Here is a 13,225-nt window from a genome sequence, read left to right as displayed (position 1 = left end):
TTGTACCTGCAGAGGCTCCAATGGGTGGGAAAAACCATCGCTCAACCTGGGGGCCAGCCCATCCCCCGACCGCCCAGAACGTGAATGTGGAGATGAAAGACGGTTTGCCCGCCGTCTTCTCCTTCGTTGATCACCAATCGGTAGCCTTTATTTAAACCTGCCTCGGCAGCCACCCGCTGAGCGGTCAGCAGGAGATGTCCCAGCAATGCCTCATGTTCGGGCTTGGCCTGGGAAATGCCGGGGATGGGCTCTTTGGGCACCACCAAAATGTGGACAGGGGCTTGGGGGGCAATATCTTTGAAGGCCAGGGCTCTATCGTCTTCGTAAACGATTTGTGCAGGGATCTCCCTGCGGATGATCTTGCCGAAAACTGTGTCGCTCATGGGTGCTCACAAACCAGTTCTGCCCCTAGCCTACCTGCTAACCGCGCCTTCTCCTACCCAGGTGGCGAGAGTGGCGCTCGGCATCTACTGCTTCAGCAGCCATTCAAATTCCTGCCGCAGTGATTGAATATGCCCCACTCGCGAGACCAACAGCGCATCTCGCCCGGCATCGCGAAAACGAGAGCGCCACATACTGACCAAATCGGGGTTGCTGCACCAAAAGCGGATAACAGCGTCGACCAACTGATCCAAGTCCCAGCCGCGCCGGGCCGGCACTTCCTCCACGGATCCCAGCAACGCATCGAGGGTGCAGGAGCTGGTACCCAGGTATTCCACCCCACAGGGCCGCTGGGCCAGCTTCTGTTGCTGATGAAAGAACTGTAGAGCAGGGGCAATGCCGATGATCTCGAAGGTGTAAACCATGTTGCTGATACATTTATGCTGAACACTGCTGAACATCACTGTTCAACTATGCAGCGATAGCATTCTGTTTGTTTCCAACCAGAATGGCGGTATCCCGCAAAGCTTTGAGTAGAATACCCAAAGCGCAGTTTCCGTGTCGTCTTACTACCAATTTTCTGCTTTGCTTTGGCTACCATGTTGGCAGACTCGAAAGTAAACAGAAAGATCAACTGGTAGTAATCCGTACTGAACATATTATACATTATTTTCAGTATAGTTGAGCTTATTATTGACTAGAGTCATGCTCCGCAACGCTGACGCGACTGGGCTCAGTCCTAACTTTTTGCGAAAATAAGGGTTCTCAAAAAATGGGGTTCAGCAGTCTCTCGACCGGTTTGAAGTCGGGATCCCTTCCCAACTGCCGTCGATCTCTGATTAGGCATTGATTATACCCAACTTGGGCAAGCTGCCAAGCCGGAAAAAACGCTGCCCTGCTGACGCGAGCGGCAGATAGAGACCTTATTGAGGGATCACGGCGACAGCGCTATTGCCTTGGTGTCCGGTGCATTTAGCTAGACCGCCGGGGAGCCCCGCCCTCTGTGCATCAGCGTGAGTGCGGGAGTATGTCACTGCTGCAGGGATCCTACCCAAGTCGGTATTGCGTCTTGGGTCTTTTCTTGAGTGGGGGGGAGTTGAAACTGGATGCGCGGCTGCCCTACCCCATAGGTGAGGGTGTAGCTCCACTGCAGGCAGCGCAGCCACAGGCGGGGGTAACGCGCTTCTAGCCAGGGCTGCAGGCGACGCAGCAGATTTGGAAGCCAGCCCCTGAGCAAAGCAGAGGTCAAGGCCAGGCCGGTATAGCTGAGGTAGGTGGGTAGCCACTGGGCAAAGCCTTTGGCCCCTACGGCCTCCCAGATCCACAGCAGCAGCCGTGGGTTTTGCAGGGCAGCTTTGATGGCCATGCGGTTAAAGGCCAGCCAGCCAGCCCGGTCTTTGATGAAATCGTCCACCACCTCCGGCGGCTCGGTGGCGAGAATGCCGAAAAAGCTGTTGAGAGTGGCATTGATGCGCTCGGGGGGCAGCACCTTGCCGGTGGGCACCATCATCCCCCGCGAGAAGAGCCAGGTGACGGCGGAGTTGCCCTGGTAGGCCCGGATCTGGGCTAAGTCTGCAGCCCTGAGCAGGTCGTGGCGCAGCGCCGTATCCAGCAGATCGCACAGGCGGGGGCAGTTGCGCACCAGGGATCCAAAGCCGGTAAAGCTAAGGGGCGATTGCATAGCCGCCGCATCCCCTATGAGCAGTATCCGGTCAAAGGGTTCCGAAGACTCCGCCCCGCTGCCGCGAACAGGGTGCCGGGGCTGGCCAAATCGTCCGGGGATATAGCCGAAGGTCGCTTTTTTCCACTGCAGGCGCTCCGGGTCGCAGCGGCGGTATTCCGGCAGAATGGTGAAAAAATCTTCGTACAGTTCCAGCAGGGATCCGGGGTTTTCCGGATGCACCTGGTGGTAGTGGAACAGATAAAAGGTAAGATCTTCGCCTGGGCCGGGGAACAGCTCCCAAATGAGTTGCCGACCGCGGCTGATGTCCCCGTGGCTGGCCAGAATGTCCCCAAACTGGGGATCCCATACCCCTGGCTCAAACCCCCCCGCAATGGTAGCCCCCACCGTGGGGCAGACGCTATCAAAAGCCCGATGGCGGTAAAGCTGCTGGGCAATGGGAGAGACTGTTCCCATAGCATCCACCACAAGGCGGGATCCCAGCCGAAACTCCTCGCCGGTGGGCAAATCCTTCAAAACCAGCGTGACGCCTTGTTCGCCAACATAGGCCCGCTGAAACTCGGTGCGCTCGTAGATAGCTCCCCCGCAGGAAGTGAGAATTTGGCCACAGAGCTGCAATAGCTTTTCCGCGTCAATGGCCAGATTGAGTACCGTCGGCGTGTGCAAAACGGGAGCGCGAACCGGGCTATTGCCGTCAAAAAACTTGTTGAACCCATCCGTGTATTCCCGCAGGATCAAGCTCTCCATCTGCTCGGCGCTCAAAAGGCCCAAATCCACCAGGGTTTGCAGCTCCCGCCGGGAGATGTTCCACTCGCGGTTCATGCGGCCAAAAGGGAGTCGCTCCACCAAGGCCACGCGGTAGCCCAAGCGAGCCATGGCCGCTCCATAGATGGCTCCCAGCGCTCCTCCCACGATGGCCAGATCCCACTCCACCGGGGCCGGCTCAGGGCCAGGCTGGCGAAACAAGACCGGCTGAGCAGGGCGGTGGGCTGCGTGGCAATGTTGCACTTCTTCCCGCCAGCGCTTTTCCCACCAGTACACCCGCTGCAGGTCAAATTCTCCATTGGGGATCCGCCGAAAATACTTCACCGTTTGCGGGTAGAAAGGCTCAAGCTGATCGAAGATGGATCCCCGGTTCAGGTCGATCTGGGGCAACTGCGGGTAGCGGTGGGGAAATTGGCTTTGGATGGCCTGTTCCAGCTCTCCCAGCCAGCGAGCTTGGCGGGGGAAGGGCTGTTCCGACCACTGGAACACCTTGAGATAGGTAGTGTTCAGCCCCGACCACAAGAAAAGGGCCAGCTCAGCGCCGGATCCCTGTAGGCGCAGGCCCGTGGGGGTAAGAACCTTCTGGCTGCCTTGGGGCAGGGGGATACACTCCTGTAGCCAGCGCAGCACTTGAGCACTATCGGGGCAAGGGATCTCGCGGTAGTAAAGGGAAGTAAGCACGGCGCCGAGATAAGAAACCGAGCAAATCTTTACCCATTGTGACATGAGGGGATCCCTCCCTTTGCCGATCCCAGGGATCACCCCCTACCCAGGTTTCCCCCCAGCTGCAGATCTGCAGGGGTGTTGCAATTGGTGAGCATCCTCTCAAGGGACTCCGTCCCGCTGTCGGGAACGGTCAGGGGCAGGATGGCTGTTGGCACCTGGGACAACCAGCCCTGAAAGGATCTTCCTCCTGCCTGCAAGAAACTCTCCAGAGAACCTAGCTGCGCCAGGCGATAGAAGCCACACAGGGGCTCCCAGCCCCGCTGACTTTTGGGCAGGGCGGCCACCGTCTGAGGGGGCAGGGTGGCAAGGCGCTGTCGCCAATCCCCAAGAACCTGCTCCTGCAAGCAGGGCAGATCGCAGGCCAGCAGCAGGATCCACTCCGGGGGAGCAGCCAAGGTTTGTAGCCGCCGGATCCCCTCTTGAAAGGCCAGCAGCGGGCCTCGGTGTTGCTCTGCAACGCTGTCGCGGCTGTGAACGTTTTCCCGCCAGAGGTGCCAACCGGGATCCACCACCGGCGCATAGCGCTCCGGCCAGGGGGTGAGGATGTAAACCGCGTCGGCGCAGGCTGCTGCCACCTGAGCCACCCGTCGCAGCAGGGGGATCCCATCCCAAAGCACCAGGGCTTTGTCGGATCCCATGCGGCGGCTGTTGCCCCCGGCCAAGATCAGAGCCACGACCGCAGGCGGGGAATCTTCAGGCATTTTGGACATCCAGTTTTCCACAACGAGCAGCAGGTATTTGTGGAGGAATAGGATAGGGATCCCATCCTCTCCTCACTTTGGCCGCTATGTCTGAGCCCTCTGGTCGTCTGGTTTGGAACCACTCTACCCATATCTCAGGGTTGATCCCTGTTTTGGAACGCCTGACCCGGCAGGCGGGCATTAAAACCGTGACGCCGGGCGCTCTGTCCTGCAGCCGTGGGCGGATCCCCCAGTTGCAGTTGCGGGTTTCGGTGCCGATCCGGGGCGGGTACAAGCTGGTGGCCCGCAAGGGAAGCAGCGTGCAAGAGGTGTTTGTGGTAACGGATCTCAGCCAAACCGAGCTAGAGGCGGCTATTCTCCGCTGTTTGTAGTCAACTGTTTGTAGTCAACCGAGCCTCGTTATTGCTCCGCAACGCTGTCCCGACCCAGAACTTCGTCCTGCTGGGGCAAATGGCACATCAGTTGAGGATGAGTTAGCTATGTCTCGTGCTAGTCTCAAGCCCGCCCGTATCAGCGCTGTTTTGCCGGGATCCCTGGCAGCAGAAGTGGGCATCCAACCTGGAGAGGCCCTGGTCAGCATCAACGGCGAACGCCCCCGCGATCTCATCGACTACCGCTTCCTGATCGCTGAGGAGTGTGTAAGCCTGGAGATCTTGAATAGCCAAGGGATCCCGCGCACAGTTGAGCTGGAGAAGGGGATCGACGAGGATCTGGGGCTGGAGTTTGAAACGGCCCTGTTCGATGGCCTGATCCAATGCGCCAACGCTTGTCCCTTTTGCTTCATCGACCAACAACCTCCGGAAATGCGGGCAACGCTGCACCTCAAGGACGACGACTACCGCCTCAGCTTTCTCTACGGCAGCTACCTCACCCTCACCAACTTGCCTGCTGCCGAATGGGAGCGCATCGCTCGCCTGCGCCTTTCTCCCCTCTACGTGTCAGTGCATGCTACCGACCCGGAGCTGCGCAGCCGCTTGCTCAAAAACCCGCGGGCTGGCCTGATTTTGGAGCAGTTGGCCTGGTTTCGCCAGCATCGCTTGCAACTGCACGCACAGGTGGTGGTCTGCCCAGGCTGGAACGATGGGGATCACCTCACCCGCACACTCCTCGATTTGGCCGCCTTTCGCCGGCCCGTAGACGGGATCCCCACCGTCCTCTCGGCAGCAGTGGTGCCGGTGGGGTTGACGCGCTTTCGCCCCCCTGGTGATGAGCTGGTTCCTGTCGATGCGGCCAAGGCCCGAGAAGTGATCCGGCAGGTGGAAACTTTGCAGGTCGGGTTTCGGCAAACATTGGGATCCACCTTTGCCTGGCTGGCCGATGAGTGGTATCTGCTGGCCGGGCGGGAACTGCCACCGGCAGAGCACTATGAAGATTACCCGCAGCTGGGGAACGGGGTAGGCTCCCTGCGGCTTTTCCTCAGCCAGTTCGAGCAGCTCAAACTGCCGCCTGAGCTCCCTTCTCCCCTCAAGGTTCTGTGGGTGGTGGGCAATGCCGTAGAGCAAGCCTTCCAGCCTGTGGTGGAGCAGATGAACCGCATCCGCGGGCTGCAGTTGGATCTTTTGCCTATTGCCAGCCAATTTTGGGGACAAACCCTGACGGTAACCGGGCTGCTGACGGGGCAGGATATCTTGGATGCCCTGAAGTCTGTGGAAAACTTGGCGGACTATGATGGGCTATTGCTACCCCAGATCGCCCTCAAGGACGGGGAGCGCTTTTTGGACGATCTGACCTGGCAAGAGGTGCAGGCCCAGGTGGGGATCCCGGTGGTGCGGGTGGACGGCGGGCCGGCAGGCTTGGTGCAGGCGGTGCAACAGCTAGAACAGGGCTATGCCTACGGCACCCTGTGTTGTTCCGCAACGCTCGGGCGAAGGGAAACTGCACCGCTGACGCGACCAAGAACAGCTTTGAGCCGAGGATCCTGAGGCGATGCAGAGGTTGCGGCGAGGATTGTTTCTGCTGCTGGGGGTGGGGCTGGGGATCCTGGCCATCACGGGCTTGGCGGCTTTCTACGTAGATCTGGCTTGGTTTGCCGAGCTGCATGCTCTGCCGGTACTGTGGACGCGGGTAATTGCCCGCTGGGGGCTGGGCCTGGGCGCTTTCCTCTTTGCCCTGGCGGTGACGGGATCCAACATCTGCTCCTGCTGGCGGGGGGCAACCTTGGCTGGGGCCTGGGCGATTGCCACAGGTTTGAGTGTTTTCTTTGCTGGGTCTCTTTCCAATCACTGGTTCACGCTGTTGCTCTGGCTGAACCAGGGGCCCGTCGGGGAGTCGGATCCCATTTTCAACCGCGATCTCGGCTTTTTTCTCTTCAGCCTGCCTTTCTGGGAGACGCTGCAGCATTGGTGCTTCAACCTGGTGCTGCTCACCTTGATTGCCGTTGTCCTCATCTACTTGGTAGAGCTGGGGCTTTCCGAGCAACGGCTGACCTTGGCCCTTTCTCTCTATGCCCAGCGGCACTTGCTGATCCTGGGGGGATCCCTGTTTCTCATTCGCGCCTGGGGCCATTGGCTGGAGCGCTACGAGCTGCTCTATTCCACCCGCGGCGTTGTGTTTGGGGCCGGTTTTGCCGATGTGCATGCAACCTTGCCGGCCACGACCTTGATGAGCGGGGTGGCAGGCCTGACGGCGGTGGGATTCTGGGCTTTGGCTCGCCAGGGGATCCGCCTCAACCTTCCTTTCCTCAAGTCCTGGTGCCCTTCCTGGGCCAGCTCTCTCCTGGCGCCGGCCATCCTCTGGGGGGCCTACCTGGGGTTTGGGCTGCTAACCACCCAACTTTATCCCCAACTGGTGCAAACTTTCTTGGTCACCCCCAACGAGCTGGAGCTGGAGCGCCCCTACATCGAGGACAACATCCGTTTTACCCGTGCTGGCTTTGGCCTGGCCGATGTCGAAGTCCAACCCTTCCCGGAAGGGGGAGCCCTCACCTGGGAGATCCTGCAGCAGAATCAATCCACCCTGAGCAACGTGCGCCTCTGGGATGCGGATCCCCTATTGGCCACCTACCGCCAACTGCAAGAAATCCGCCCCTACTACCAATTTCCCTATGTGAATGTGGATCGCTACCGCATTGGGGGAGAATTGCGCCAAGTTATGCATGCCGCCCGCGAGCTGGACTTTGCCCAGGTACCCCCCGCCGCCCAAACCTGGGTTAACCGGCGGTTTTTCTACACCCACGGCTATGGCCTCACCCTCAGCCCGGTGAATGTGGTGACCCCTGAAGGCCTGCCGGATTTTTTCCTATCGGATATCCCGCCGCGGGTTTCTCCCCGCTACCCTGAGGTGGCCTCCGTCTTGCGGGTGGAGCAGCCGGCCCTCTACTATGGCGAGCTGACCACCACCGATGTTTTCGTGGGCGCTGAGGCGCGGGAGTTGGACTACCCTGCAGCAGAGCGCTATGTGTACAGCAGCTACCGGGGCAGCGGTGGCGTGCCCATTCCCCACCTCTGGCAGCGGTTTCTCTACGCCTGGCATTTTGGCGATCTGCGCATCCTTCTCAGCCGCGAGCTATCTTCTGCCACCCGCTTTCTCTATCGCCGCCAAATCCGCGAGCGCATCCGTCGGGTGATGCCCTTTTTGCTCTACGACCGGGATCCCTACCTGGTCATTCAAGGCGGCAAGCTCTACTGGTTTTTCGATGCCTATACCACCAGCAGCCGCTACCCCTACTCGGAGCACCTGCCCGGCTTTCCCTTCAACTACATCCGCAACTCGGTCAAGGCGGTGATGGACGCCTACAACGGCAGCATCGATTGGTACATTGCCGACCCTCGGGATCCCCTCATCCAAGCCTACGCCCGCATCTACCCCACCCTCTTCAAGCCTCTGGAGGCAATGCCGGAGCCGCTGCGGCAACACATCCGCTATCCCCAAGACCTCTTCCGCCTGCAAGCGCAGCAGTTTGCCACCTACCACATGACGGATCCCCGCCTCTTCTACAACCGCGAGGATCAATGGCAGATCCCCGGCCAGTTCCGCAATCGACGGCGCATTCCCATGCAGCCGCAGTATCTCATTCTCACCTTGCCGAGGGATCCCCAAGGGGTTGCAAACCACACTCCTGAGTTCGTCCTCCTCTCCCCCTATGCCCCTGTTAACAAGCAGAACATGGTGGCTTGGATAGCGGCCCGCTGCGACGGGGAAAACTACGGCAAGCTCCTGGTGTACGAGTTTTCCAAGCAACGGCTCATCTATGGCCCGGAACAGGTGGAAGCACGGGTCAATCAGGATCCCTTAATCTCCGAGCAAATTTCCCTCTGGAACCAGCATGGGTCGCGGGTGAACCTGGGCACGCTGCTGGTCATTCCTATCGAGACTTCTTTGCTCTATGTTCAGCCCCTTTACATCGAAGCAGAACAGGGCCGCTTGCCTCAGCTCACCCGGGTGATCGCTGCCTACGAAGACCGGGTGGTGATGGAACCGACTCTCGGCCAGGCCTTAGAAGCCCTCTTTCTGCCGAGGGGCAGCCGATAGAGAAAGGGATCCCCTCCTCATTTTTGAGGCAGGTAGTTGACGAAACTTAACGGATGTTTTAAGTTTAGGTTGTCAATCTTCGCGCTTCCTTAGGGAAGTTTGTCCTCATGACTACTGTTATCCAACGTCGCTCAACCAGCAACGTGTGGGAGCAGTTCTGCGAGTGGGTCACCTCCACCGATAACCGCCTTTACATTGGCTGGTTTGGGGTGCTGATGATTCCCACCCTCCTGACTGCCACCACCTGCTTTATCATCGCCTTCATTGGGGCTCCGCCGGTGGACATCGACGGCATCCGCGAGCCCGTTTCCGGTTCCTTGCTGTACGGGAACAACATCATTTCTGGGGCTGTAGTGCCCTCTTCGGCAGCCATTGGCCTGCACTTTTACCCGATTTGGGAAGCCGCCTCACTGGACGAGTGGCTGTACAACGGCGGTCCGTACCAGCTGATTGTGCTGCACTTTTTGATTGGGGTGTTCTGCTACATGGGACGCGAATGGGAGCTGAGCTACCGTTTGGGGATGCGGCCCTGGATTGCGGTGGCTTACTCGGCGCCCGTGGCAGCGGCCACAGCAGTGTTTTTGATTTACCCGATTGGGCAGGGGTCGTTCTCGGATGGGATGCCCCTGGGGATTTCGGGGACCTTCAACTTCATGCTGGTGTTCCAGGCAGAGCACAACATCCTGATGCACCCGTTCCACCAGCTGGGCGTGGCTGGCGTGTTTGGGGGTGCGCTGTTTAGTGCCATGCACGGGTCGTTGGTGACCTCGAGCCTGATTCGGGAGACCTCGGAAGAGGAGTCTCAGAACCTGGGGTACAAGTTTGGGCAAGAGGAAGAGACCTACAACATTGTGGCGGCGCACGGGTATTTTGGCCGGTTGATTTTCCAGTATGCGTCGTTCAACAACAGCCGGAGCCTGCACTTTTTCCTGGCGGCTTGGCCGGTGATTGGGATTTGGTTTACGGCGCTGGGGATCAGCATCATGGCGTTCAACCTGAACGGGTTCAACTTCAACCAGTCGATTGTGGACAGCAACGGTCGAGTGGTTGGGACGTGGGCTGATGTGCTGAACCGTGCCAACCTGGGGATGGAAGTGATGCACGAGCGGAATGCGCACAACTTCCCGCTGGATTTGGCGGCGGTGGAGGTAGCGCCTGCGGTGCGTGGCTGATGGCCTGACCTGACGCTTCAACAGCATTGGTGGATCCCCCAGCTTGGTCTGGGGGATTTTTTTGTGGTTTCCCTAGCAACAAGAATGAAGTTTCGCCTACCCTCCAAGTGAAGAGCATGCCTCTAACCCCCAAAACCCTGAACTTTGCTGAATTTACTGAGCTTTAGGCGGTTTGGCAAAAGTCATTGAGAGGGATATAGTAGACCAAGTTTCCCCCTGATCCTTGAGTCCACCGCAACGGTTGCCGGGAAGTGAAGGGGGAAAGCGCTCGGGGGGTATTCCTCAGGGCTTTGCGGGATACCGCCTTCCTGCTCAGAGATAGGCAGGATGCGATCGCTTCTTTCCTGAACCATGTTCAGGAGAGTTCAGCGTGAATGTATCAGGAACGGTTCGAGCCGCAGGGATCAGTGGGTGGCGCTCAGTTCCTTGGTTGGGCAGCATTGCAGAGCAGCAGGGCATCTGGATCCCAAAGGATCTGCCCATCAAGAGCCATTCTCCCCAACACCGGCATTCCTACTTGGGCTTCCAGGCGCGGGATCAAAGTTGCATCCAGCTTTTCCAAGGCTTGGGGATCCCTAGTTTCGGTCAGGGATCCAACCAGCACCCATCCCAAACCACGGGCCCTGGCTTGGCGTAACAGGGCGGCAAAAGCAGCAGCTTGGCTCAGAGCGGTCTCCCGCTGCAGCGTCAGCAGCAAGCTCAACCCCCACGCATGGGCCAGATCCGCCCAAGTTTGGCCTGGCCCTATGGGATCGGCAACGCTGCCCGGCAAAACCAGTAGGGGATCTCTCTCTCCTGCCCACTCGGAGATCTGTTGCCAGAGAGCCTTGAGCTGAGCTTCCGAAGGGGTGGGATCCACACTGAGCCGGCCCCAAGGGCGTTGAACCACCTGCTGCCAAGCGTCGGCCACTGCCGTAGCTCCTGGGATCCCCGGCCAGGTGTTGGCCACCATCACCTTCATGGCTCTGCCTCCCATAGGGCGAGAAACTCCGGCTGGATCTCGAAGCCAAACACCAAAGCCATATCCCGCAGCATGGAAACGGATCCCAGGTTCTGCTGCTTAAACCACCGCATCAACACAAAGATCTTCTGATAGACAAAGATCTCCAACGCTTCTGGGTTGTAAACAATACCCTCCCGAGGGTTGAATTGGTGGGGCACCATCATAGCCGCGTAACGGGCGAGTTCTCCTTGGCGCCAATTGAGAAAGTAGGGCATCCAGGGGTAGACTGTATCCCAACGAATAAACCACAGGCGCACCTCCGGGATCTCGGACAGCTCCCGTGGATCCTCAGGGCTGCGCGGCCAATCGATGGCGCATTGCACCTGCTGGGCAGCACGCACGGGATCGGCCATCAAGGTTTTCACCAGCTCATGGCCGGGGGTGAGATCCAGAGTTTGAATGGCCTTGGCAGGAAGGTAGAGGGTAATCGGCACGGCAACACAGCTATCTGGCTTGCAAATGCAGCTTATCTCAGCTCTGTTCCATCTTGCCTGCCACCGGGATCCCCAGGCGGGTGAGATCGAGGGCAAAACCTGCCGTTACCAAAAACACTTGGTCGGCCAGGGGAGCCAGCCTTTGGGTCAGTTCCCCCATCCGATCCCGAAACCGCCGCCCCAGTGGGTAAGCGGGCACCACCCCCCAGCCCACTTCTTCAGACACCAGGAGGATCTCCCCTCTATGGCTTTGCAAGGTTGCCAAGAAGGATTGCACCAAGGGATCCCATTCTGAAGAGGGACAGTCTAGGCCCTGCGCCACCCATCCCCCCAGCGAATCCACCAGCGCACAACAGGGCTGGGGCAACTTTTGCAGTTCTGCCCCCAAGTCCCTCCCGGTTTCCCAAGTTTGCCAACTGGAAGGCCGCCGTTGCCGGTGCTGTTGAACGCGCTCTGCCCATTCTGGATCCGTCTTGGGATCGGGTTTCGGCCCGGTAGCCAGGTAGATAACCGGCAAGCCCGAAGCCGCAGCCAAACCCTCTGCCAGCCGGCTTTTGCCAGAGCGCACAGGGCCACAGATCAGCACAATCGACATTACGCTGGAAATCCACTGACGCTTGAGATTAACCTAACAACAGCGCACTTGAACTTCAGGCTCAAAAGCTCGACCATGACAGATCCCAAGCCGATATCTCCGCCTGAACAAAAGGCTGCTTCGGCCTCTTTTCGATCTGCTCAACCGCTCTGGCTCAGCCTAGCGCTGGGGATCACCACTGCTCCCGTTTTGTTGGGCTTGGTCTTGGCAGATCGGGCCGGGAAATGGCTGGGATCCCTGAGCTGGGAAGATCCGGGTTGGTGGCTGGGGGAGCGGCTGCCCAACTTAGACAGCGCCCCGCTACAGGCCCATGAGCAACAACGCAAAAACTCTGCCCCGGTCGAGAACCCCTAGCTTCTCTGTCACTTTCGTATCATAGGAAAGCGAACTAGCAGCAGGAGTTAACAGCCTTTGCGTAGACCGGCCAAACCGTCTCAGGAGTTCGCCTCCACATTCTCGGGGGTGCTGTTCTGGCTGAGCGCGTTTCTCTTCACAACGGTGTTGAGTGCTTGTCTGGGCTACCTATTTGGTCAGCGAGCTCTATCGGGGGTTTCTTCTCCCGCCACCGGCGCCGGTCGGGCTTCTCCTTCCCGCGAAGTTCGGGATCCCCGTACTGTGCCTTTGCTGAACGAGGCTGAGGTAATTGCAGCAGCCGAAGCCAGCCTTCGTCCGTCCCCAACTCCCACCCCCCTCTTTACCCCAGCACCCACGCCGGTTGCAACTCCCACTCCAACACCCACCCCCAGATTGTCTCCTGAATTGGCGGCGGCCCCGTCGCCAACTCCTCGCCCCGCCACTCCATCTCCTCCAGCTCCCCGTCCGCGTCAGCAGGACGGAGTTCCTGCCCCGCCGGCGCCCACACCACCTCCGCCCCCCCTACCAATTGCCGCCAGTGGACAGGTCTCTATGCAGGTGCTTTCGGTTCGTCGCGAGGGAAGCCAAGTGGTTCTGAATGTAGCTATGCAAAACAACTCGGCAGAGACGGTGCGCTTTCTCTATAGCTTCCTGAACATTACTGACGACAATGGACGGTCAATCAACGCGCTCACCCAAGGTTTGCCGGGGGAGCTGCCCCCCAATAGCCAAGTCTTCCAGGGAACCATCCGCATCCCAGCCTCGAGCCTAGCCGGATCCCGATCCCTGTCCCTGAGTTTGGCTGATTACCCCAGCCGCCGCCACCGAGTGGGAGCCAGTGGGATCCCAGTGCCGCCGTAACACCCCTCTTCCTTTAGCTTCAGACCACAGATCCGGTCACGTAGCGTTGCGGAGCAACAGGAGCAACAAAGTTTGTACGGGG

General features: G+C 59.2%; 13 protein-coding genes and 1 pseudogene. 6 read left to right on the top strand and 8 right to left on the bottom strand.

The genetic code is table 11. From position 1 onward, the window contains the following. Positions 1–41: 41 nt before the first annotated feature. The 5 genes and pseudogenes from CYB_RS01790 to CYB_RS01775 all read right to left on the bottom strand — a co-directional run bounded on the left by CYB_RS01790 (position 42) and on the right by CYB_RS01775 (position 4,263). Positions 42–383 (bottom strand): histidine triad nucleotide-binding protein, encoded by a 342-nt coding sequence (locus tag CYB_RS01790; RefSeq protein ID WP_011432043.1) that lies wholly within the window; start codon positions 381–383, stop codon positions 42–44. An 84-nt stretch (positions 384–467) separates the two neighbouring features. Next, complete coding sequence (locus CYB_RS01785) at positions 468–806, bottom strand: hypothetical protein (RefSeq protein WP_011432042.1); 339 nt, start codon at positions 804–806, stop codon at positions 468–470. Positions 807–852: 46 nt separating this feature from the next. Continuing rightward, positions 853–1,036, bottom strand: a pseudogene (locus CYB_RS15615) (hypothetical protein); the annotation flags it as partial. A 375-nt stretch (positions 1,037–1,411) separates the two neighbouring features. After that, positions 1,412–3,553, bottom strand: coding sequence for an FAD-dependent oxidoreductase (locus tag CYB_RS01780; RefSeq protein ID WP_049749553.1), 2,142 nt, complete (start codon positions 3,551–3,553; stop codon positions 1,412–1,414). A 32-nt stretch (positions 3,554–3,585) separates the two neighbouring features. Then, positions 3,586–4,263 carry a molybdenum cofactor guanylyltransferase gene (locus tag CYB_RS01775; protein ID WP_202943706.1) on the bottom strand — a complete coding sequence of 226 codons (678 nt, stop codon included), beginning with the start codon at positions 4,261–4,263 and terminating at the stop codon, positions 3,586–3,588. 77 nt (positions 4,264–4,340) lie between these two features. Here CYB_RS01775 and CYB_RS01770 point away from each other — a divergent pair, with 77 nt between their 5' ends. From CYB_RS01770 to psbA, 4 genes are all read left to right on the top strand, one after another. After that, a complete protein-coding gene (locus CYB_RS01770) occupies positions 4,341–4,625 on the top strand; it encodes a DUF2103 domain-containing protein (protein WP_011432039.1) in 285 nt (94 codons plus the stop codon). A 108-nt stretch (positions 4,626–4,733) separates the two neighbouring features. Further along, the gene (locus tag CYB_RS01765; RefSeq protein WP_011432038.1) at positions 4,734–6,176 is read left to right on the top strand and encodes a TIGR03279 family radical SAM protein; all 1,443 of its coding nucleotides are present in this window, start codon (positions 4,734–4,736) and stop codon (positions 6,174–6,176) included. A gap of 4 nt (positions 6,177–6,180) precedes the next feature. After that, positions 6,181–8,724, top strand: coding sequence for a UPF0182 family membrane protein (locus tag CYB_RS01760; protein WP_011432037.1), 2,544 nt, complete (start codon positions 6,181–6,183; stop codon positions 8,722–8,724). Between the two features lie 107 nt (positions 8,725–8,831). Then, the gene (gene psbA, locus CYB_RS01755; RefSeq protein WP_011432036.1) at positions 8,832–9,896 is read left to right on the top strand and encodes a photosystem II q(b) protein; all 1,065 of its coding nucleotides are present in this window, start codon (positions 8,832–8,834) and stop codon (positions 9,894–9,896) included. A 418-nt stretch (positions 9,897–10,314) separates the two neighbouring features. On the opposite strand, the gene CYB_RS01750 is transcribed toward psbA, so the two are convergent. From CYB_RS01750 to cobU, 3 genes are read right to left on the bottom strand one after another with little or no spacing between them, the layout of a single operon-like run. Further along, the gene (locus CYB_RS01750) at positions 10,315–10,872 is read right to left on the bottom strand and encodes a hypothetical protein (protein ID WP_238376853.1); all 558 of its coding nucleotides are present in this window, start codon (positions 10,870–10,872) and stop codon (positions 10,315–10,317) included. Continuing rightward, positions 10,854–11,333: a CRR6 family NdhI maturation factor gene (locus CYB_RS01745; RefSeq protein ID WP_011432033.1), complete on the bottom strand. Its 480-nt coding sequence runs from the start codon at positions 11,331–11,333 to the stop codon at positions 10,854–10,856. Before CYB_RS01745 ends, CYB_RS01750 begins: the two co-directional genes overlap by 19 nt. Positions 11,334–11,370: 37 nt before the next feature. Next, complete coding sequence (gene cobU, locus CYB_RS01740; protein WP_011432032.1) at positions 11,371–11,928, bottom strand: bifunctional adenosylcobinamide kinase/adenosylcobinamide-phosphate guanylyltransferase; 558 nt, start codon at positions 11,926–11,928, stop codon at positions 11,371–11,373. A gap of 75 nt (positions 11,929–12,003) precedes the next feature. Here cobU and CYB_RS01735 point away from each other — a divergent pair, with 75 nt between their 5' ends. Beyond that, entirely contained in the window at positions 12,004–12,282 is a 279-nt protein-coding gene (locus tag CYB_RS01735; protein WP_041436124.1) for a hypothetical protein, read from the top strand. A gap of 57 nt (positions 12,283–12,339) precedes the next feature. After that, positions 12,340–13,143, top strand: a complete 804-nt coding sequence (locus tag CYB_RS14655; RefSeq protein ID WP_148202678.1) for a hypothetical protein — start codon at positions 12,340–12,342, stop codon at positions 13,141–13,143. Positions 13,144–13,225: the final 82 nt, after the last annotated feature.

This window comes from Synechococcus sp. JA-2-3B'a(2-13) (assembly GCF_000013225.1).
Lineage (GTDB): Bacteria > Cyanobacteriota > Cyanobacteriia > Thermostichales > Thermostichaceae > Thermostichus.
This window is presented reverse-complemented; position numbering and strand designations above follow the sequence as displayed.